The following is a 21,472-nucleotide window of genomic DNA, read 5'->3' as shown; positions in this document are numbered from 1 at the left end:
ATCAGAGTCAGAAGGGATCAGATATGGAAAGCAAATTAATCGAAAGAGTCCTCGAAAACTGGTTTAAGGAGGTATCATCTGACTTTCCCCCTGAACTAAGAGATGATATCAGGAAAAGGATTAAAGGTTACATCACCGCTATTCTCTCCGGCGAAGATCCTGAAAGTGTGGTTGAGAAAGTTGATGAAGAGTTTATAGAAAGAATGATTAGGGAAAGCGGTAGCAGGCCGGAAGATGTTATAAGGAGAATGGAACTTCTTGCGAAAGAGTTGTCGAAGCACAAGGAGTTCGAAGTTGTTGCAGAAAACTTTGCAAAGTTCGTTCTCGCTTTTCTAAAGAAAATGCTAAGAGTCTACGAAAGACTCCTCTCTGAAGAAGCCGAATCCAGAAGAAGAGTTGAGAGGGTTTTGAGAGTATTGGGGCGTACAAACCAAGCCATAACGAGAATTGGGGATGAAAAGGAACTCTTGAAGGAAGTTTGCAGGATAATCGTTGAAGAGGGGGGATACGCCTACGTCTGGGTTGGATATGCAGAAGAAGATAAGAGTGTTAGAGTTGTGGCTACAGCTGGCAAAGGTGATTACGCGCATGCAATAAAAGTCACCTGGGATTATGGCGATACAGGCCAGGGACCAACTGGTATGGCAATCAGGACTGGAAAAGCATACGTAGTAAGAGATATCGAAAAGGATGGGTCCTTTGAAGTATGGAAGGAAGAAGCTTTAAAGAGAGGTTTCAGATCCTCAGTATCATTACCGCTACGCGTGAATGGTAAGGTTACAGGAGCATTGAACATTTACGCTTCGGAGAAGGACGCGTTTGACGAAGAAGAGCTTTCCCTACTCGAAGAGCTTGCTGATAGCATTTCCTACGCGATATACTCGCTTAGGAGTAGGAAGAAAAGGGAGGAGTTAGAAAAGCTCTATGAGCTTACGGTGGAGAACACGGGGACCGCGATTCTAGTTATAGAGAGCGAGCGGATAATCTTTGCCAACAAAAAAGCAGAGGAGCTTTCAGGCTTCAGCAGAAACGAGTTGATGGGAAAGCCGTTCACAATCTTGCTTCCAGAAAAGGATCGGAATGAGATTCTCAAAATTCACAAGCTCAGGCTTGCAAAACCCGAGTTAGCACCGAATGAGTATGAGATAAAGTACGCGGACAGGCACGGTAGGGTGGGGTATGCAATTGTTACAGCTTCTGTGATTCCGGGAACTAAGAGAGTTGTTGTATCACTCATAGATATCACCCAGAGAAAAGATCTGGAGAAGAAACTGAGAGAGAGTGAAGAGAGATACAAGGCAATTTTCGAAAAATCCCCTCTGGGCATAGTTCTGTCTTCGGTGGACATGACAATTCTCGACTGCAACGATGCAGTGCTTAAAATGGTTGGGATGAGGAAAGAAGATGTCATCGGCAGAAAATGGACTGAGCTGAACATTTTTGACCCCGACAAACTCGCGGAACTCATGAGGGAGTTCTATCGCGGACTGAGTGGAGAATTCAAGGAGATGGATTTAGAGATAAAGGTTGATGGAAATGTGAGGTACCTCAGAGTATTTCCAGTCTTGCTGAAAAAAGAGGGCATCCCCTATGCTTTTGTTAACATACTTGAAGACGTTACGGATAAGAAAATTGCCGAAACACAGCTTAAGGATGCCCTTGAAAGAATCCAGATTCTCAGATCAATAGATCTCGGTATTATTGAAGGCAAAAATATACGTGATTTGCTTTCAGACCTCGTAAAAGCTTTGAAGCAGAAGGTTGGATGCGACATCCTCGCCATCAGGGTCTTGGGAGATAATGGCTTTACAGTTTCATACCCAGAAATTGGAGAAAGCATGGTGAAGAGCGTTGACGCCGAAAAGGAGGTTGTGGTAAACCTCCTTGAGAAAGATTCGTTGAGCGAGTTTGAAGTTGAGCTGCTGAAAGCGGGAATGGTTCGATACGCCATAATACCACTAGTTGCAAGGGGTGATAAACTGGGAGTGATCCTGGCCGCGAGCAGGGAAAGCAAAGAAAAGGATGTCGAGTTTTTGAGAATGATTGCGGGACAGCTTGCAATAGCTGTACATGAGGCACTTCTTTTTGAGGCGAAAAGAAAAGCATACGAGCAAATAGAACAAAACATCGAGCAGTTCGCAATACTCGTCGATCACATCCGCAATCCACTTGCTGCTGCTCAGGGATTTGTTGAAATTTACGTTGACAACGAGGAAGCGAAGACAAAGATTAAAGAGCAGCTTGACAGAATAGTTGAGTTGGTCGAGCAGCTCGAAAAGGGATGGGTTAAATCTGAAGCAATTAGTGAGTATTTGAGGAGAGAAAGGGAAAATAGAGGTGATGGTATTGAGCAAACGTAGAATTATGGTTGTGGAGGATGATGCCGCGGTTCTCGAAACCGTGCAGCTTATGCTTGGCGATAGGTATGACATCATTCCAGCAACAAACGGTGAGGAGGCTGTCAGAAAGTACAAGATGTTCAAACCCGAAGTTGTGCTGATGGATGTGATGATGCCAGTAATGGATGGTGTTGAAGCGACGAAGGAGATAAAGAAGATTGACCCTCAGGCAAAAATCATAGGGCTCACAGCATACGCCAGAAAGAAGGGAAAAGAGCTACTTGAGGCCGGAGCGCTTGAGGTCATTGAAAAGCCCTTCACCAGGAAGCAGTTGATTGAAGTGATAGAGAAATACCTTAAGTGATCTCATGCTGAACCTGCTGAGAGAACTCGGAAATGCTTTGCCGATACCCTTTATAGTTTACGACAGAAAAGGCGAAATAGTCTACGTAAACCGGGCTTTTCGGGAATTGTCGGAAGAAATCTCTGCAGAAGAGATAGTCGGGAAAAGTATTCTCGACTTTGTCCATCCTGAAGACGGAAAGCGGGCAAAAGATGCGATGAAGAGAAGACTGGCAGGAGAAAGAGTGGAGCCCTATTCGGTGAGGGTGAAAGATAAGTATGGCAGATACAGAATCTACCAGGTTGTGGGAGGTGTAGGGCAGTTCATGGGAGAAAAATTCGGGATTATTACGCTCTCGGACGTGACAAAGTTCGAAGAGCAGAAGGTGATGCTGCTTATCCTTACCCGGGCTCTCAGACATGATGTCTTGAACGCCCTCACGGCTGCGGAGTCATATCTGGAGTTTAGCAAAGAGCTTTGCGGAGATTGTGAGAATTACAATATTCTGCAGAAACTCGAAATGTCGATAGAAAGGGCTGTTAAAATTATAAAGAATCTGAGAGATTTTGAAGAAGCCGTAGTGGAAGGTAAACTCGAAAAAATCGATGTTAGGGATGTTGTTGAGGACGTTGCAAAAAACTTTGATATACCTGTAGTCGTTGAGTGTGACTGTGAGGTTGTTGCTGATAGAGGGTTGAGGACGATCTTTGAAAACCTGTTCCAGAACGCAATACAGCATGGAGGAACAGACAGAATTGAGGTAAGGATGAAGAGAGTGGGAGACTTTTGTGAGATAAGAGTTGTTGATTACGGAAGGGGCATTCCCGAAGAGATAAAGGATAAGATTTTCGATGAGGGTTTTGCATACGGAAAGGCCGCATCAACAGGTCAGGGTCTTTACTTGGTTAAAAAGCTTGTTGAGAGGTACGGGGGTGAGATCTGGGTTGAGAACAATCAACCCAATGGATCAGTATTCGTTCTCAGGTTGAGGTCTTGGAGTTTGTAATACAAGCGGTTTAAAGTGTAACACTACGATACTAAAAATCCACACTGAAAATCTACATTGGAAATCTCCTAAATTTATATATATCACGAAGCCGTAACACACATGGGGACCCAACATGACCATTATAATGAGAAGCATTGATCAGTTGGGGAATTTGTTTTCAGATTTCCTCTCCAGTATAGCACCCAGCTTGTACGAAATAGTGGACTTTCACTGCAAGAAACAAGTCGGCATGAGCTTTGCCGAGGCAAGCCTTAAGAATCCAAAACTCACATACGAGTTTCTCGTAAAGTTTTTTGATTCTGAGATTGCAGTTGACGTTCTCGATTTCCTTCTCAGCAATTATTTGAAGAAGTATAACATACAAGCATACGGAATCCTGAAAAACTTTAAAAACGGTGATAACACAAAGTTGATTGAGGTGGCTGAGTTATACAGCAAGGTGATTCAAAATGGAGGCGGTAAAAACCGGAATTGAAGGGTTTGATGATATTTTTGGAGGATTTTACAGGGGGCAGATAATACTTATCGCGGGTAATCCGGGTTCCGGAAAAACGACGTTTTGCGCTAAATTTCTTTATGAAGGAGCCAAAAGATTTGGTGAGAATGGACTTTACATAAGCATTGGAGAATCCAAAGATGAGTTTTACGAGTACATGAAGAATCTCGGAATGGATTTCGAGGAGTTGGAGAGGAAAGGTTCCTTTAAATTCGTGGAGATGCTGACACCCACTTCCGAAGATGCCCTCATGCAACTATCGAGAGAGCTGACAAAAAATGCTCTCGAGATGAAGGCAGCGAGAATTGTCATCGACTCCATCACTCCTGTACTCTCAGTGAATCCTGAGACGTCGAGGGCAATTCTGCACAATGCCCTCAAAACCATAGGCAGGGAACTGAAGTCGGTTGTGTTAATGACTGAAGAGATGCCCATAGGCGAGACGAAGATCGGACAGGGAATTGAGGAGTTTGTTGTTGACGGAGTTATAGTTCTCAGGCTTGAAGTTCCTGAGGCTGGAGCTCCGGTCAGGACGATGAATGTACTGAAGCTCAGAGGAAAGCCACTGGACAGGGCCGTGTACAACTTTGAAATGGGGCCTCCTGGTGGTATAAGAGTGCTGATGCACGGAGTAGAGGAACTTGAATCAAATGTAGACTTTAAGGACAGAATAACTACTGGCATTGATGGCCTTGATGAACTTGTAGATGGAGGGATCATTAGGGGGACGGCAACCGCATTCATCGGACCCTCTGGGGCAGGAAAAACTGTGCTCATGCTGAGCTTTGCAGCCAACAGTGCTATGAACGGCGAGAACGTTACTTACATCTCCTTCGAAGAACCAAAGCAGCAGATTGAAGAGACTTTGAAGTTCTTGGGGTATGAAAAAACAGAGGGACTTGAGATTCTGAGCCTGAATCCGAGGATGTTGTCTCTAAGGGCGCTGTACGATATCATCTCAAAGACGATTCTCGACCACCGCACAATGCTCTTCATTGACGGGCTGAATGCAATCAGAAGAGAATTCGGAGATGCTTTCCACAGAGTGGTTAAGGACGTGGTGTTTCAGATGAAAAAGAACGGGATAACTGTTGTTATCAGTTTGATTGGCGGGACCGTTAAAGAGACACTTTTAAGCACAATCGTTGATAACGTAATTGAACTGAGGATTGTGGAGAGAGATGGTGTGCTTAAGAGGGAAATTGCAGTTCGAAAAGCAAGAATGTCCAGAGCATCGAACCAAGTGAAGGAGTTTATCTTGGACAGGAAACCTGTGGTGAGATGATGGATATCGTCAAAAAAATCATAGAGGGGCTTGAAAAGAAAGGATACAAGGTTATGGAAAGAGGGAAAATTAGGGGAGAGTCCGGGATCGAGCATACTTTCGATGCCATGATATTGGGGCCAAAAGGAAAAAGAATTGCAGTAACTGTTCTGGAGAGACTGGGGTTCGAACACGTAATTCCACTCCTCGCCTTCAGGAATGATTGCAGAATCCCACATATTGTACTAACGAAGGAGATTGAGGTTGGAGTTGAAAAGCTCCTGAAAAACTCAAACATTGTGGTGATACACTTTAAGGACCTTTCCGTTGCCTACGACCATCCAGGGCTAAGAGAAGATCAAGTTCTCGAAAAAGTTCTGAAACTGCTCGAAGATACGACCTGAAAAGTTTTTAAATATAAAGACCAAGATAATATATGGACTACCAAAAACTGGTCCTAGAAAATATCAGGGATCGTGTTTACGTGCTTCGCAGCGATGGTGAAATAGTTTTTGCAACACCATCAGTGAAAGCGCTCGGATATGAGGTTTCGGAAGTTATCGGCAGAAAGATCTACGAGCTGGTTGATGAAAAATATAGGGAAAGAATTATCGAGACTCTGAAATCCTTGAAAGATGGTGCTGAACTTAGATTTAGGGTGCTTGGGAGGAGAAGGGACGGCAGAAGATTTTGGGTGGAAGCAACTGCCAGAAAAGTTGGAGAGTATGTTGTTGTTGTAAGCAGGGATATTTCAAGGTTAGCATCCTTTGAAACTCTGCTGAGAGCCACTGTAGACCTTTTGAAGAATGTTCCGGGAGAGGCTGATGAACTTGAAAACATTCTCCGGAAATATTTCGTCGACGCAAAATTTTCGGAAGAAGTTCAGAAACTAACGATTAGAGCTGGTGAGATCACAATACCAGTAAAAGTTCAGGATAGAGTTATGGGAAGTCTCACTCTCTCCCTGCCCGACTGGTTTGAGATCTGTGATGAAGATCTGGAAATTTTCAACATTATAGGGGAGTGTGTGGCGAAAAACATGCTCATGCTGGAGTCAAGGAAAGTTGTAAGAAATTCACTTATAGCATTAAAGGCGGCTTCTGAGAACTTAGCACTTCTTGTTGACAGGATAAGAAATCCGCTCGCAGCGATAAACGGTCTGGTAGAGGTAAAGGTGGGAGGAGAGGTGTATGAGAAAGTTCATGAGCAGATTAATGCGATTGAGGAGATCGTGAGAACTCTTGATGAGGAGTGGGAAAAAGTTGATAAGCTTGCGGATAAACTCATCGAAGCTTTCACCTTTTTAGAGAGACTTGGGGTAAGCGAGGTGGCCTTAGATAAAGAGTTTCCAAGAGTTGGTAGTCTAGAAGTTGATAGCAAAAAATAACAAACTAGAAAAATTAAACCTTCAAAGCCAATTCCGCAGCCTCCCTTGTTGCATCCAGAGCCTTTCTCGGCTTCACACAGTCTCCTATCTTGTAAAGTTCTTTCACCTTACCATTAAGTTCATCATAAAGTCCATTGTTCGGCTTTGTTCCCACCGCAATAATAGCAGTGTCGCAGCCAAGCTCCTTCCTCTCACCATTCTGCTCCACTATAACTGCGTTCTTCTTTATCTCAACAGCCTTCGTGTTTGTGAGCATCTCCACGCCCTTTTCCCTTAGGTATAACAGAACAGTCCACCTTGTGGAGATTCCTATGTCCTGCCCTATCTTGGGGAGCATCTCGACGATTGTGACCTTCTTGCCCTCATTTGCAAGCTCTGCTGCAACATCACAGCCAACTCCTCCGCCACCAATCACGACCACTCTGTCTCCAACTTCAGCCTTGCCTGCGAGAACGTCAAAGGCCGTCACGGCATTCTCAACACCGGGAATGTTCGGTATCAGTGGAGAGGCTCCTACTGCTATGATAGCAACATCAGGCTCCTCTGCCAGAACTTTTGCCGCATCAGCTTTAGTGTTATACCTGATGTCAACACCGAGCTTCGGCAGTACGTTCATGAAGTACTTGCCGACTTCAGCAAACTCATAGGCAAGGGGTGATTTCGCAGCCAAGTTGAGCTGTCCTCCAAGCCTGTCGGTCTTCTCGAACAGCACAACTTTATGCCCCTTTCTCGCCAGAAGCTCTGCCGCTATGCTTCCTCCTGGCCCTCCTCCGACTATCACTACCTTCTTCGGAGTGTCAGTCTTCAGGTTATCGAATTCAGCCTCTCTCCCAACAGTAGGATTAACCAGACACGTTACAGGCTGAGCCTGCATAACCATGTCCATACAACCCTGGTTGCAGGCGACGCAGTATCTTATTTCATCAAATCTGCCCTCTTTAGCCTTCTTTGGAAGCTCAGGATCAGCGATCAAAGCTCTCAGCATGGCAACCATGTCGGCCTTGCCTTCCTGCAGAATCTTCTCGGCAACAAGCGGATCGTTAATGCGGTGCGAGGCTATGACCGGGACGCTTACGGCACTCTTTATCTCGGCAGCAAGATAAGCAAACCCTCCTCTCGGAACGAGCATCGTTGTCAAAGGCTTTCTCGACTCATGCCACCCTGCCATGACGTTTATCGCCACCACTCCAGCATCCTCTAGAATCTTGGCTATCTGCTTCATCTCCTTTACAGTGTTCCCTCCCTCTACGAACTCGTCTCCGGGAATTCTTATCATGATTGGGTAGCTTTCTCCGCACTTCTCCTTGATTTTCTGAATAATCTCAACGGCAAACCTTGTCCTGTTCTCCAGGCTACCTCCATACTCGTCCGTTCTCTTATTCGTGGCAGGACTGAAGAACTGCGATATGAGGTAGCCAGCAGAGCCTATAAGCTCCACAGCATTGAAGCCAGCCTTCTTGGCCCTTACAGCAGCATCGGCAAACTCCTCCTCTATCTGAAGGATTTCCTCCTTTGTCAGCTCCTTAGGTGTGCGTTTGGAGAATATTGGTGGGGGAATGGGTGAGGGTGCTACAGGAGTGCGTGAGGGGTCGAATGAGACTTCATATCTGCCGGGATGCCAAAGCTGCAAAGCGCACTTCACATCGTACTTGTGGAATACATCAGCTATTTTTTTGAGATCGGGAATGTACTCGTCTGAGTGAGCAGCTATCCCGCCAAAGAAGTGGGGCTCAATCTTGGCAACTCCAACAACTGCAAAGCCTATTCCTCCCTTTGCCCTTTCTTCATAGAACCTCAACAGCCTTTCTGTCGGTCTTCCGTCTGGAGTGTGGTAGTTTAGTTCGGCAGCGGGCATCACTATGCGGTTCTTGACTTTCATTCCTCCGAACTCAATGGGTTCGAAAAGTTTCATGTTTGATTAACCTGCTGGATATGCTATAAACCTTTCGAATCGATGTAGAATTTTACACATATTTTCCATTTGGTAGGAGTTGAAATGCTTCTAAGTAAACCGAGAATCCAAAAGCTTTATTACGGAATACACCACGAAACATCATGGAAATTAATGTTGAGAGTGCAAAAGCGAGAGCGGTACAGCTTCTCAACGAGACGAGGAACTGCGCGTACTCATCCTTTGTCGCACTTGCAGAAGCTCTTGGCATTGAGCTTGATGAGAAGTCGAAAAATATGGCTATAGGATTTGCAGGTGGAATTTCTGGCTCAGGACACATCTGCGGAGCTTTATGGGGCTCGATCGCAATCACGAGCCTTTACACGATGGAAAGGCTTGGAGACAGGAGCGAGATTGAGAACCCGCTTGAAAGGTACATGCCCATCTACGCCAAATGCGCTGAAGTTTTCAAAAAATTTGTCGAAGCAAACGGAAGTCCGAACTGCGGTGACCTAAACCCCAATCTTGACTTAATTTCAGAAGAGCAGAGGAAGAAGTGCATGGAGATTGTGAGCAAAGCCGTTGAGATAACTCTTCTTGCTCTCCAATACCGCAAAGCTTAACTATGCTGGAAAAGAAGATGTAATGGCTCCGCCCCTCACGCCCGGGTGAGAAGCATGATCCCGGGTCGGTTGGCGGAGCTACACCAGCACGCACTTTTCCGCATTCCCTCCAGCTAGCTTTACTATGTACTCCGAAGCTTTCGAGCACGCTTTCATTACGGTTTCAGCATCCACACCAGCTACACCGCATGCCACTACCAGTACATTCTTCGTTTCCTCGGTTATCATCGTCAGCTTTGAGTCTCTGTGTGGAAAGACGTGCAGAACTTTTTCATCATCTGCAAGAACTATCTGATTACCTCTCAGCCTCTCCTCCTTTCCCCCAATAGGCACGAATTGCTCGCCCTCTCTGGCATACCTTAACCTCAGCTTCCCTTTCACTCTGTCCAGATCATACAGACCAATTGGGACAAAGGTTTCCATGCTTGCCGCGTTTCCTGCGTCGACAACGTTATTTATTGACGGAACTTTGCCCCTCAGAGCCCTCCTCACCAAAGCCTCCCCGCTGGGCCTTTGCTTCGTCGGATCTATTCCTATTTTCCAGTAAAAGTCCCTGTAAGCCCTCACCACAGGGTGCACCTTCAAATCATCCAACTCATATTTTTCTCTCAGATTACCGGCAACCTCGGCCAACAGATCAGAACCATTCCCAGAAACGCTCACACCTCTTACGACATTTACACCAAGTAATACCTTCTCTGTAACCTCTATGGTAATCATACTGCGTTCTCATTCTCCAGGATAAAATTCTTTTAGGTTGGCTGGAAATGACATAGAAAACTTTAAAAAATCATCATCATCAATCTGTACATGAAATGGGGTTCAGCCTTCAAGCTTGCGATCAAGGCCTTCCTGTTTGGATTGGTTTGGTTCGTGGTTGGTGCCCTGCTGGTTGTAGGGGGGATGTTCCTCTTCTTTACCGGAATCAGAATTCTTGCATTCCTTGCAGGCTTTGTGGGGCTCTTCGTAATGTTCTTCGGCCTGTTGGCTGCAGTTTTCAAGGTTGGCAGTAACGCTTTCCTCGAAAAGTACGAAGCTTCGCTTCAACCAGTAGAGGTAACGTATGAGAACCAGGGTTTCGCGATGATTCTCGGCCAGCTCATTGACCAGGCCATCACCAAGAGTCCGTCAAAGGGCAATATTGTTAGGGACCTTAAGGGAAATCTGGTTGTTGAGGTTACCGACATGAATGCAGCCGCGACCGTTGAGTTTAACAGTGGCAGGATAACGGTTTACAACGGAATGCCGGCGAAAGGTAAGTATTCACTCATCTCGTCCGACTTCGAGACGATAAACTCCCTCGCAACAGGAAAGGCTGGGTTGCTGAAGACGCTCAAACTGATAATTACAGGCAAGCTAAAAATAAAGGGTATAAAGATGGCGAGAAAGTTCCAGAGCTTGTTAGCTTAAAATCTTTTTTATTGCCTTTATTCCCAGTTCGTAGAGTTCTTTTGCCCTTTCCTCAGTTTTAGCCTCAGCATAAACTCTTGCAATGGGTTCAGTACCAGAGGGGCGAATCAGCACCCACCCGTCTTCGAAGTCTATTCTCGCCCCGTCAATGTGGTTTGCTTCCGGAAATTCCCCCTTTAGACCTTCAAGCAACTTCTTTTTCTCTCTGCACTCCACCTTGCCCTTCACAATGTGGTATCTCGGAATCTCGGCAACAAGCTCGCTCAGCCTTTTTCCGGTCTCGTCCAGAAGCTCAAGAACCTTTGCTACACTCATCCCTCCATCCCTCGCCACCAAGTGCTGGGGAAAAATCAGCCCGCCATTCCCCTCTCCACCGAAAACGGCATTTTTCTCTATCATCACCTTTGCCACAACCGGAGAACCTACAGCAGTGTAAACGATTTCCCCTCCGGCCATCTTGACAGCATCCTCAACACACTTTGATGACGACACCGGAGTCACTACAACTCCCCCACCTTTTTTCTCAACGTAGTGCTTTGCCATTAATGCGAGCATCACATCCTCATTGACGAAGTTCCCATTTTCATCAACAAAAACCGCTCTGTCCGCATCTCCATCATGCGCCACGCCAAAATCGGCTTTGAAGTCAACAACAGCCTTCTTCAGCAGGTCTAACGAGGCCTCAACAGGCTCAGGATTTCTCGCCGGAAACCTCCCGTCAGGATTGCAGTTTATCCCGTAAACGTCACATCCAAGCTCCTTTAAGATTTCCGGTGTTGTGAAACAACCAGCCCCATTCCCGCAGTCAACCGCAACCCTGTAAGTTCTGTCAAGCTCGACGGAATTGACGACAGCATCAATGTACTTCCTCAACCCTGAACTGTCGGGGTAAAGCTGGCCTACCTCATTCCATGCTGCAATCTTGAACTTCTTGCTCATGTAGACTCTTTCACTCTCCTCGTCCATCTCTCTGTAGAACTCCACGCCATTCTCCTGAACAAACTTTATTCCGTTATACTCTCTCGGATTGTGGCTCGCCGTAACAATTACTCCGGCGGAGCAATCCGTTTCCTTCACATAAAACTGAAGAGCCGGTGTGGGAGCGATGCCTACATCAACGACATCGCTTCCCGTTGACATAATTCCAGAAGAGACTGCAGATTTAAGCATTGAGCTTGAAATCCTCGTATCACATGCAATAGCAATTTTACCTTGTCTCAACGTCCCAATTGTCCTGCCAAGGTTGAGAGCCATTTCTGCCGTAAGTTCGGAATTTGCAATTCCTCTGACGCCATTTGTTCCAAAAAGCTCCCCTGCTCCTCCTGCTCTCATGGAAGCAATTCAGAATGAATGTTCAAAAAGTTTTTTACTCAGCCAGCTTAGAGCCCATGATGATGATTGAAAGACTGGTTGTTAATCGACCTATCTTTACAATCCTTATAATATCCTTCATTATATCTCTCTTTCTGATTTCTGCCTTAAATCTCAAGTTTGGCTCTGCTGACTACTCAGACAGCTTCCCACCCTGGGATGAAATATATCTCAGGTACGAGCTATACTACAAGGATTTCGGCTTGGCTCCGGAAAACGTATATATTTTCGTGAAAGCTGACGACGTTCTGACAAGAGATGTGTTTGAATACATGCTGACTCTTCAAAACGCCATTAATCAAATAGACGGCGTTATTTCTACAACCTCCCCAGCCTCCTTCGTTGAAGAGATTTACGGCGGCATTCCCGATAACGACTATTTGCTGGAGATGATTGCGGAAAAATCATCAGGCTTGCTTCCAGATAAAAGTCTGGCTCTGATTTCCGTCCAGATTGGAAGAATGGAAAGCGATAAGCTGATGAACGTCGCAGAGAACATAGAAAAATCCATTTCCTACGTACAGCAACCTCCAGGAGTTACAGTTGAGGTTACGGGTGGGGCAGTTTTGATGTATCAGATTACAGAGGCTGTGATTGAGGATGTTTACAGGACCTTCTTCGTAGCTTCCGTGGTCATGGTTTTTGTTCTCGTGGTGGTTTTCAGCGGCGTTGTGAGAAGAAAATTGACGGTTTTGTTTCCGCTGGTAATTTCCATGCTATCCGTCTCAGTTATGGTAGGGTCGATGCCGCTTCTCGGCCTGACGATGACGGAGTACGTGTCCGCAACGGTCCCAATACTCATAGGGCTTGCCATTGATTATGCCGCTCAACTTCAAAACAGATTTGAGGACGAGAGAAGAGAGAGTAAAGATGTTGAAAACTCAATTCTTACGGCAATCAGAACCACAAGATTTCCGCTTTTCATGGCCATGGCTACAACAGTTATAGGCTTCACATCCATGGCTGCACCGTCTATCCCTTCTTTGGTTTGGTTCGGAACCTTAATGTCGCTTGGTCTCGTCTCCGCATTCCTTCTTTCCCTAACAATTCTGCCAGCAATGCTGAAGATAACAGACAGTGGAGATGAAGGCGTTAAGCATTCACCCAGGATTCTGGAAAAGTTCCTTACCTCAATAGCAAAGCTTACAACCGCAAATCCAAAAAAGATTCTGGCATTAGCAGCGGTCTTAATCATACTCGGTGCATATGCAACCACGCAGGTTCAGCTTGAGACGAACAGAAGGAAATACGCCCCTCCTGATTTACCCGCATTGGTTAAGTTTGAGGAGCTTGAAAGGTCTGTTTCCCCGCAGTACGTTTATGCAGTCGTCCTCTCTGCTGACAGGATTGACGCAGACACCATGATAAAAGCCGAGGAGCTTGCAAACTACATTTCCCAGAGGGAAAAGATTGTTTACAGCTACGAAACTCTCGGAAAAACTCTCAGGAGTTTTTATGGACGTATTCCATCTTCCGAAAAGGAACTTTCACTGGCACTATCTAAAATTCCTGAAAGCGTGTATGAAAGGTTTATCTCCGGAAACCACTTGGTCATTCTGCTCTACACCAACACACAGACTGAGGAGGAAGTCCATCATGCGATAAAAAACTTTGAGGGCGATATAAGATTTTTCGGGTGGGACGGGGAGTACTACATAACCGGTTTTCCGGTAATTCTCGCTCACCTCAGCGAAGTTCTGTTCAGCAGCCTCAACTTGATGACTGCCGTCGCGTACGCTCTCATTGTCATCTTCCTTCTGCTCGCCTACCGTTCCCTTCTAAGAGCGGTGATACCTCTGATCAGCATCTCGGTTGCTGTGGCTGCGATGAACATTTGCATGGTAGTAATGTGTATTAAGCAGACGACGATCTCTGTGGCTCTCAACTCGATAGTGCTCGGGATGGGAATAGACTACTCAATCCACATCACGGAGAGGTACTTCGAGGAAAGGGAAAAATTCGGCGTTGTAGAGTCTGTCAGGAAAACAATCGAAAAAACTGGAAAAGCTGTTCTGACCTCCGCCCTAACCACTGCGGGGGGTTTTGGGGCTCTTTACTTCTCCTCATTCCCGGTTCTCAGCAATTTCGGGATTCTCGCATTCATTGCTGTGATTTTCAGTCTTTTGGCTGCAGTTTCAGTTGTTCCGGCGTTCTTAATTCTCTACGAGACTACTTCAGTGAGACCCGGAAGATTATCTGACTTGCTGTTCTGAGCTTCCTTCTGATTTCGGGCAGTTCGTACATGTAAAGCGTGAGAATGCCGTTGAGGATTCTGTCAAATCCAAAAGCTTTTTTTATAAATTCGGCATGAAGCTTATCTCGTACATAAACAACTCTCTCCCCACCAATGTCGTTCATTTCGAGTATTACGGGTATGCGGAACCTTGGCCAGTCGAGTTCGTCAACATGTTCGGCTATGAACTCAAGCTCCCTCTTCTCTATGTAGTACTCGTTACCATCTTTCGCCTTAATTGTCGGGTCTTTTTCTTTCAGCATCTCGGCCAAGGTTCTCGTTTTCTGAGGCATGTGCCTGTTCACAGCCTCTATCATCCTTGCAAGTGTCTTCTCATCCATTTACAAAACCTCCAGTTCTATCCATTCCCCTCCTCTCTTAATTCCAAGCATATCAGCAGCACTGCCTTCTCTCACACTAAGCTCGAGGGTTCCAAAGCTTCCTATCAGGGAGAGGGGTTCTCCTACATCCACATCTAAGTATGTCTTCACGAAGGGAAATTCAATGTTCCTGAAGTAAAACCCTTTCCTTTTCCCCTTTAACTCCCTCAGGTTTGTAATGATGTTACCGAATCTGTCCACGTAAACAACCCTGCACCTCACTTTGTTGCCGCCAATTGAGTAATCAAAGAGTTCGAGTTCTTTCAGCTCTCCGCTGTCAAACTCCTCGAAATATGTGTAATCCCCATTTGCAACCATTGCTGCCGCGGGAGCAAAAATATCCCTCCCGTGGAAGGTTGTGGAAAGCTCACCGACCAGCTTAGAGATTTCCTCTTTGATTGAGTAAACTGCTTTGATTCCGTCCTCAACCGCTGAAGGGTAAAGGATTCCGTTGTCGGGGCCAACGAAAAAGTAGTTTTTGCTCTCTATCACCACAGCTCTCCTCTCCGTTCCTACTCCTGGATCTACAACAGCCACGTGCACGGCATCCCTGAAGTACCTGTAGGAGTTGTAGAGGAGGAAAGCACCCTGAAAGACGTTCTGGGGTTCAATATCATGGGTTATGTCGACAATCCTCGCTTCAGGAGACAGACTGAGAATAACCCCCTTCATCACTCCCGGATAGAAGTCCCCGAAGTCCGTGAGCAGCGTTATTACCTTCATGTCCCGAACATCATCCTTATTCCATCCCTCAATCCTGGAGCCAGACCCAAGACAACCAGAACGAATTTTATGTAGTTTTTGAGGTTTTTATCTTCTTCGGAGGTATCCAGAAGGTAAATAATAGCATAGAACACAAGAAATTTTACCATTGGCAACGAAGCTGGGCCAAACTTTTCAATAAGGTATCTGGGGAGGACGTGAAGCTCCCAGTATCTCAAATATGAGATGCCAAAAAACGTCTCGAATCCGTCAAGCATGTGGGAGAACATGACCAGCATGCTGAGGTTGTTCTTCATTGGTTTGAGTGAGACAGCATAGAAGAGTGCAGTGGAGACTACAGCAAGGCCAACACCGGCTGGAATGACCCAAGCGTTAACTACTGGAAGATTCGCGAAAAGGAGGACAAGAACTCCCGCAGCCAGAATAATTCCAACAGCTGAATAGGGTTTGTAATACTTCTCTCTATGAAACTTAAGAGATAGCAGGAGCGTCGGGAAGGCGATCAGGAAAATAAGGACGTATATGAAAGGCGTCATGAAGATGTAGGAAACGGGCGGGCTGAGAAATCCCGCATCCTCTACAACCCTCACAGATGACCCAAGGAGAACGTAAGGAATGTTCGCATAAACGAACTTTTCGTCAAACTCAAGCCTTTTACCAAGAAACTTGTAAAGGGCGTAAACGGCAACAATCAGAATCGCGGCCCACGTGAGTGTGTTCACGATGTTGTAACCCTCTTTGTAAACAATCGAATCAATATAGTACTCCTTTATAAATTCCCAGATGTCCATGGGGCTAATTGGCCACCAGTTAAATAACCTTACCATACGAACTTATACGTATAAATACATTCCGATACTGCAAGAGTTATACCAACCAAAATGCTTATAAAACCATTTCCGGCAGAGGCGAAAAAGGAGGTGATAGCATCATAGAGGTCGCAAGAGACGAGGAGAGGGGAAATTACCTTTACTTCAGCACTGATAAGTGCGTCGGATGCGGAATGTGCGAGTCGGTTTGCCCTAAGTCAGCGATTAGCGTAATAAGGAACGGCAAGGGATTCGAAGTGGAGATAAGCGAGAACTGTGCTGTCTGCGGAACTTGCAGCGATTTCTGCCAGTTTGGAGCCCTAAAGTTTTATAGAAACGGTAAAGAAGGTGGGATTTATACCGAAATTTTGAAAGAGGAATTAGGATTTAAAAAAGTAGATGTAAATCCTCAGGACTGTATTTTATGCTCACTCTGCATGAAAACATGTCCGAGAGATGCGATTAAAGTTGTGAGAAGCGTCGATCTTAAGAAATTGAGGAGAGGAGAAATAAGCATAGGTGAAGGATGTATTGAATGCAGGCTCTGTGTTGAGAACTGCCCGACTAAAGCGGTTAAGATTTATCACGGAAAGCCTGTCATCGACGAGAGCAAGTGTATTTACTGTGAAATCTGCTCGAAGATCTGCCCGATGGACGTCATTACAGTTCGCTGTGACTCATGCAGGATATTTGAACAGGCAAAAGATGCAGTCATTGGAACGGTTATAGTTGATGAGAGCTCCTGCTCAACTTGCGGAATGTGCAGCGAGGTCTGTCCGACTGGAGCAATAAAGGTTGAGAAGATATTTGAGGGAGAGCAGGAGTGGAGCAAGGAGAGGTGCGTTGAGGACTGCACGGTCTGCAGAGACATCTGTCCAAACAGCGCCATTTCCTATGTCTACGATCCGGAAAAGAGGGTTGTTTTCAGCGACAGATGCAACTTCTGTGGCACATGTGAAAGATACTGTCCGGGCGAAGCAATAAAGATAAACAGAAGGCTGAGAGAGGAAATAGAGGTCGAGTTCAGGAAGGTTGAGAGGAGCAAAAAGAAGGAAATCAGAGTTAGAGAGGTTTGCATAGGCTGCGGAATCTGCGAGAGCATCTGCCCTGTGAGCTACAACGGCAACACGATAGAAATCGTCAACGGAAAGGCTGTTGGAAGGGTGAGCGAAGCCTGCACCGCCTGCGGTCTTTGTGTGGTGAACTGTCCAGTTGATGCCATTGAGGTAAAGGAGCTTAAGGAAAAGGCATAACGAAAAGCAAATATATTTGCATTTTTTCTTTCTTCCATGGCTAGAAAGGCTATCGTCGACAGAAGGAAATGCGCTTACTGTGGGGCGTGTGTGGCTGTCTGCCCCGCAGATGCAAATGAACTCGTCGAAACTTTTCTCGAAATTTACGATGACAGGTGTACTGGCTGTGGTATCTGCGTGAAAATGTGTCCAATGGGAGCGCTGGCAATGGTGGAGGTGGAGTGATGTACGATGTCGTGGTTGTAGGAGCAGGGCCAGCAGGGAGCATGGCGGCTAAGACTGCTGCAGAGCAGGGATTGAACGTTCTTCTGGTCGAAAAGAGGCAGGAGATCGGCACACCTGTAAGATGCGCTGAGGGGATAAGCAGAGAAAGCATCGAGAAGTTCTTCGAAGTGGATAAGAAGTGGATTGCCGCTGAGGTGACAGGGGCGAAAATCTACGCTCCCGATAAAACGGAAATCGTGATGTCAGAAGAGATGGCAGGAAATGAGGTTGGCTACGTCCTCGAGAGGAAAATCTTTGACCGCCATGTTGCGAGGCTTGCAGCTAAGGCTGGAGCGGAGGTTTACGTTAAAACTGCGATGGTTGACTTCGAGAGGAAGGATGGGAAAGTAAAGTTGAAGTTGAGAAGGCTTGGAGAGGAGTGGGAGGTTGAGACGAAGATTCTAATCGGTGCTGATGGTGTTGAGAGCAAGATTGGGAGGAAAGCCGGAATTATAAAAACACTCAAGCTGAATGAGGTCGAAAGCTGCGCACAATATCTAATGGCGGGGCTCGACATTGACGAGAACTACACGTACTTCTATCTCGGCAGAGAGATTGCTCCGGGAGGTTATGCATGGATATTTCCGAAAGGGAATGGCTCTGCTAACGTTGGAATTGGCGTTTTGCCGAAGATGGCTGAAAAAACAGCTAAAGAATACCTTGACGCGTTCATCGAGAAAGAGGGGATTGAAGGTAAAATCGTCGAGTTTGTTGCGGGGGCTGTGCCGGTTTATGGGGAAATTGAAACAGCAGTTACGGACAACATAATGCTTGCTGGTGATGCTGCCTACCACGCAGACCCGATAACCGGAGGTGGAATAGCCAACGCACTGTCTGCCGGTTACTATGCGGGAAAGGTTGCTGCCGAGGCTGTGCAGAAGAACGATTTCTCAGCGAGCTTCCTTAGAAGGTACGACGAGCTGTGGAAGAATGACTTCGGAAAGAAGCTCAAGCGGAACAAAAAGCTTCAGCTGAAGTTCATCGACATGGATGATGCTCTCCTCAACAAGCTTGCCGGAGCGATTGCAGGCAAAAATTTGAGGGAAATGAGCGTTGCTGCCATAGTCAAGGAGCTTTTGAAGGCGCATCCGAAGCTTCTCTGGGATCTCAAGGATTTGTTTTAACTTAAGCTTTTTTCAGCGCAACCCTCTTTACTCCTTTTCTTGCCACAACGACACCGGATGAATATCTGCCCTGCACCGGTATGGTTGAGGAGTCGATCCTTATGCAGTATCCGTCCTCACTCATGATGAATACCTCTTCTCCGTTGCATGCTGCTATAAAGGCAAGTTTGCCAGTCTTTTCTGAAATTCTGTAGCCTATCATACCCATTGAACCCCTTCCAATGAATCTGAACTCATCAGTTCTGCATCTTTTTCCGTAGCCTTTTTCTGTCAGCATAAGCAAGTGCTCTCCTTCAGAAGCGCTCATCCAGGCTATCCTGTCACCTTCTCTAAGCTTAATCGCTATAACACCCTTCGCATTTCTGCCGTACTCAGGCACATCCGACTCCCTCAGCCTCACAACGTTTCCGTTAGCTGTTGCGATGAATATGCTGTCCCCCTCAAGAACTTCAACCTGCTGAATCTCTCCCGCAGACGCCCTTATTCCCGCCCTCTTCGCATTCTCGAATTCAACCAAGGGTACCTTCTTTATGTAGCCATCCGGGGAGAGAATAACCACCGTCTTCTCGTCGAAATCCCTAACACCCAGAGCAGAGATAACCTTCTCACCGTTTTCGAGCCTTATCAGCCTTTTTATGGTTGTCCCCCTTGCCGTTCTGTCCATTTTCGGAATCTCGTATGCGTTAATCCAGAATACTCTACCGGTGTTCGTGAAGATCAGCAGCTTATCCGTGGAGTTGCATACTCTGAAAACTGCTATTTCGTCACCCTCTGGAACGCTCGCTCCAATAACTCCAACTCCGCCTCTCGATTGCACTCTAAACTCATCCAGAGACATGCGCTTTGCATATCCTTCGGCCGTGATCAGAATTGCATTCTCTTCTTCCTCTATGAGATCGGCTGTTGATATCTCCTCCACAACACCAGCAATTTCCGTTCTCCTTTCGTCGCCGTACTTTTCCTTTATCTCCTTTATCTCTTCTACAATTATGGCATCTATCTTCTCAGGACTTGCAAGAATGGACTCGTATTCCGCTATTTTCTCTTTGAGTTCTTCATATTCTTTGAGAAGTGCGTCAATCTCCATTGCAGTCAACTTCTGAAGGCGCATCTGCAGTACCGCATCGGTCTGTTTTGTGGAGAGGGAATAAGTTTCAATTAGCCTCTCCCTCGCCTCGGATGGAGACGAGGAGGATTTTATAATGCTGATGGCGTTGTCAATATCCTCAACAACCACCTTCAAACCCTCTACGATGTGTAGTCTCTCCTTAGCTTTTTCAAGCTCGTATTTAGTTCTTCTCCTCACAATCTCCCTTCTGTGATCTACAAAGAGAGCAATGAGATCTTTAAGGTTGAGAATCCTCGGCTCATTGTCAACGAGAGCGAGGTTTATGACTCCAAAAGTGGTCTGGAGGTTGGAGTAAGCGTAGAGCTTCTTAATAACCGTCTCGGGGTTAGATCCTGATTTAAGCTCTATGACGACTCTGATCCCCTCTCTGTCCGACTCGTCCCTTATCGTTCTTATTTCATCTATCTTGTCTTTCGCGAGCTCTGCAATGCTCTCAACAAGCCTTGCCTTGTTTACCATGTAGGGCACTTCTCTGATTATGATGGCGTTTTTCTCAAGCTCAACTCTTCCCCTGACTATTACCTTGCCCTTTCCGGTAAGATAAGCCTCTCTGATTCCGTCAGTTCCAACTATAACGCCTCCAGTTGGAAAGTCCGGGCCTTTGATATATTTCATCAGCCCTTCAACGGAAATGTCGGGGTTCTGGATGTAGGCGATGATGCCGTCACAGACTTCAGTAAGGTTGTGAGGTGGCATGTTGGTCGCCATTCCTACAGCTATCCCGCTTGAACCGTTGATCAGCAGGTTCGGTATCTTTGATGGCAGAACAACCGGCTCCTTAAGGGTTGCATCGAAGTTGGGCATGAAGTCAACAGTGTCCTTGTCTATGTCGGCAAGCATCTCCTCTGCAATCTTCGTAAGCCTCGCTTCGGTGTACCTCATCGCTGCTGGGGAGTCGCCATCAATGCTTCCAAAGTTCCCCTGACCGTCAATGAGGGGGTAGCGCATTGCAAAGTCCTGTGCCATTCTCACTAAAGCATCGTAAACTGCCGAATCGCCGTGGGGGTGGTACTTACCCAGAACCTCTCCGACTATTCTGGCAGATTTTCTGTAGGGGCGGTTGCTGAACAGCCCCATCTCATACATCGCGTATAAGATTCTTCTCTGAACGGGCTTGAGGCCATCCCTCACATCTGGAAGAGCTCTGCCAACAATAACGCTCATTGCGTAGTCTATGTAAGAACTCTTCAACTCCTCGCTGATGTCCCTGAGTAGTTCCATTGTAAAAAATCAACAGGAGTGTTTAAAACTTTGAGCGAAAGAGTTTTAATTCAAGTTGGCCAAAAGTGGATTGAGCCGAGGTAGCCTAGCTGGTTGGGGCGCCTGACTCATAATCAGGAGGTCGGGGGTTCGAATCCCCCCCTCGGCACTCTTATTTCGAGTTCTAATCCCTCTCATAACTTTCAGCACGGCGTCGAATTTTA

General features: G+C 46.3%; 20 protein-coding genes and 1 tRNA gene. 14 read left to right on the top strand and 7 right to left on the bottom strand.

The genetic code is table 11. From position 1 onward, the window contains the following. The first annotated feature begins 23 nt into the window (after nt 1-23). The 7 genes from H0Z19_RS07225 to H0Z19_RS07195 all read left to right on the top strand — a co-directional run bounded on the left by H0Z19_RS07225 (nt 24) and on the right by H0Z19_RS07195 (nt 6,838). Nucleotides 24-2,360 carry a PAS domain S-box protein gene (locus H0Z19_RS07225; protein WP_290725264.1) on the top strand — a complete coding sequence of 779 codons (2,337 nt, stop codon included), beginning with the start codon at nt 24-26 and terminating at the stop codon, nt 2,358-2,360. Further along, nucleotides 2,341-2,703 (top strand): response regulator, encoded by a 363-nt coding sequence (locus H0Z19_RS07220; RefSeq protein ID WP_290725262.1) that lies wholly within the window; start codon nt 2,341-2,343, stop codon nt 2,701-2,703. Before H0Z19_RS07225 ends, H0Z19_RS07220 begins: the two co-directional genes overlap by 20 nt. Before the next feature lie 4 nt (nt 2,704-2,707). Further along, nucleotides 2,708-3,688, top strand: a complete 981-nt coding sequence (locus tag H0Z19_RS07215) for a PAS domain-containing sensor histidine kinase (protein WP_290725260.1) — start codon at nt 2,708-2,710, stop codon at nt 3,686-3,688. Between the two features lie 115 nt (nt 3,689-3,803). After that, nucleotides 3,804-4,166 carry a hypothetical protein gene (locus H0Z19_RS07210; protein WP_290725258.1) on the top strand — a complete coding sequence of 121 codons (363 nt, stop codon included), beginning with the start codon at nt 3,804-3,806 and terminating at the stop codon, nt 4,164-4,166. Continuing rightward, a complete protein-coding gene (locus H0Z19_RS07205) occupies nt 4,141-5,472 on the top strand; it encodes an ATPase domain-containing protein (protein WP_290725257.1) in 1,332 nt (443 codons plus the stop codon). Before H0Z19_RS07210 ends, H0Z19_RS07205 begins: the two co-directional genes overlap by 26 nt. Continuing rightward, entirely contained in the window at nt 5,469-5,855 is a 387-nt protein-coding gene (locus H0Z19_RS07200; RefSeq protein WP_290725255.1) for a hypothetical protein, read from the top strand. Before H0Z19_RS07205 ends, H0Z19_RS07200 begins: the two co-directional genes overlap by 4 nt. Before the next feature lie 32 nt (nt 5,856-5,887). After that, nucleotides 5,888-6,838 carry a PAS domain-containing protein gene (locus tag H0Z19_RS07195; protein WP_290725252.1) on the top strand — a complete coding sequence of 317 codons (951 nt, stop codon included), beginning with the start codon at nt 5,888-5,890 and terminating at the stop codon, nt 6,836-6,838. A 13-nt stretch (nt 6,839-6,851) separates the two neighbouring features. Here the strand turns inward: H0Z19_RS07195 and H0Z19_RS07190 are convergent, their stop codons facing one another. Next, complete coding sequence (locus tag H0Z19_RS07190) at nt 6,852-8,750, bottom strand: FAD-dependent oxidoreductase (protein WP_290725250.1); 1,899 nt, start codon at nt 8,748-8,750, stop codon at nt 6,852-6,854. Nucleotides 8,751-8,893: 143 nt separating this feature from the next. Between H0Z19_RS07190 and H0Z19_RS07185 the strand changes: the two genes are divergently transcribed. Further along, complete coding sequence (locus tag H0Z19_RS07185; RefSeq protein ID WP_290725248.1) at nt 8,894-9,352, top strand: C-GCAxxG-C-C family protein; 459 nt, start codon at nt 8,894-8,896, stop codon at nt 9,350-9,352. A gap of 78 nt (nt 9,353-9,430) precedes the next feature. Here the strand turns inward: H0Z19_RS07185 and H0Z19_RS07180 are convergent, their stop codons facing one another. Further along, nucleotides 9,431-10,072, bottom strand: coding sequence for a phenylalanine--tRNA ligase beta subunit-related protein (locus H0Z19_RS07180; RefSeq protein ID WP_290725246.1), 642 nt, complete (start codon nt 10,070-10,072; stop codon nt 9,431-9,433). 90 nt (nt 10,073-10,162) lie between these two features. Here H0Z19_RS07180 and H0Z19_RS07175 point away from each other — a divergent pair, with 90 nt between their 5' ends. Next, nucleotides 10,163-10,762 carry an SCP2 sterol-binding domain-containing protein gene (locus H0Z19_RS07175; protein WP_290725243.1) on the top strand — a complete coding sequence of 200 codons (600 nt, stop codon included), beginning with the start codon at nt 10,163-10,165 and terminating at the stop codon, nt 10,760-10,762. Here the strand turns inward: H0Z19_RS07175 and glmM are convergent. Continuing rightward, entirely contained in the window at nt 10,754-12,094 is a 1,341-nt protein-coding gene (gene glmM / locus H0Z19_RS07170; protein ID WP_290725241.1) for a phosphoglucosamine mutase, read from the bottom strand. The two genes, H0Z19_RS07175 and glmM, sit on opposite strands and share 9 nt — an antisense overlap. A gap of 59 nt (nt 12,095-12,153) precedes the next feature. Between glmM and H0Z19_RS07165 the strand changes: the two genes are divergently transcribed. After that, nucleotides 12,154-14,346, top strand: a complete 2,193-nt coding sequence (locus H0Z19_RS07165) for an RND family transporter (protein WP_290725239.1) — start codon at nt 12,154-12,156, stop codon at nt 14,344-14,346. Here H0Z19_RS07165 and H0Z19_RS07160 read toward each other — a convergent pair. From H0Z19_RS07160 to H0Z19_RS07150, 3 genes are read right to left on the bottom strand one after another with little or no spacing between them, the layout of a single operon-like run. Further along, nucleotides 14,303-14,707 carry a DUF61 family protein gene (locus H0Z19_RS07160; protein WP_290725238.1) on the bottom strand — a complete coding sequence of 135 codons (405 nt, stop codon included), beginning with the start codon at nt 14,705-14,707 and terminating at the stop codon, nt 14,303-14,305. The genes H0Z19_RS07165 and H0Z19_RS07160 overlap by 44 nt on opposite strands. Next, nucleotides 14,708-15,469: an S-adenosyl-l-methionine hydroxide adenosyltransferase family protein gene (locus H0Z19_RS07155; RefSeq protein WP_290725235.1), complete on the bottom strand. Its 762-nt coding sequence runs from the start codon at nt 15,467-15,469 to the stop codon at nt 14,708-14,710. After that, a complete protein-coding gene (locus H0Z19_RS07150; protein WP_290725232.1) occupies nt 15,466-16,260 on the bottom strand; it encodes a DUF63 family protein in 795 nt (264 codons plus the stop codon). The genes H0Z19_RS07155 and H0Z19_RS07150 overlap by 4 nt, the downstream gene beginning before the upstream one ends. 23 nt (nt 16,261-16,283) lie before the next feature. Between H0Z19_RS07150 and H0Z19_RS07145 the strand changes: the two genes are divergently transcribed. The 3 genes from H0Z19_RS07145 to H0Z19_RS07135 are packed head-to-tail and all read left to right on the top strand — an operon-like array spanning nt 16,284 to nt 18,919. Next, nucleotides 16,284-17,531, top strand: a complete 1,248-nt coding sequence (locus tag H0Z19_RS07145) for a 4Fe-4S binding protein (protein WP_365892529.1) — start codon at nt 16,284-16,286, stop codon at nt 17,529-17,531. 36 nt (nt 17,532-17,567) lie between these two features. Then, nucleotides 17,568-17,756, top strand: coding sequence for a 4Fe-4S binding protein (locus H0Z19_RS07140; protein WP_290725229.1), 189 nt, complete (start codon nt 17,568-17,570; stop codon nt 17,754-17,756). Beyond that, a complete protein-coding gene (locus H0Z19_RS07135) occupies nt 17,756-18,919 on the top strand; it encodes a digeranylgeranylglycerophospholipid reductase (RefSeq protein WP_365892519.1) in 1,164 nt (387 codons plus the stop codon). The genes H0Z19_RS07140 and H0Z19_RS07135 overlap by 1 nt, the downstream gene beginning before the upstream one ends. Before the next feature lies 1 nt (nt 18,920). On the opposite strand, the gene gyrA is transcribed toward H0Z19_RS07135, so the two are convergent. Further along, complete coding sequence (gene gyrA, locus H0Z19_RS07130) at nt 18,921-21,269, bottom strand: DNA gyrase subunit A (RefSeq protein WP_290725227.1); 2,349 nt, start codon at nt 21,267-21,269, stop codon at nt 18,921-18,923. 74 nt (nt 21,270-21,343) lie between these two features. Here gyrA and H0Z19_RS07125 point away from each other — a divergent pair. After that, nucleotides 21,344-21,417 (top strand) — tRNA-Met (locus H0Z19_RS07125). The last annotated feature ends 55 nt before the right edge of the window (nt 21,418-21,472 follow it).

The organism is Archaeoglobus sp. (assembly GCF_017656475.1).
In the GTDB taxonomy this organism is placed as follows: Archaea; Halobacteriota; Archaeoglobi; order Archaeoglobales; family Archaeoglobaceae; genus Archaeoglobus.
This window is presented reverse-complemented; position numbering and strand designations above follow the sequence as displayed.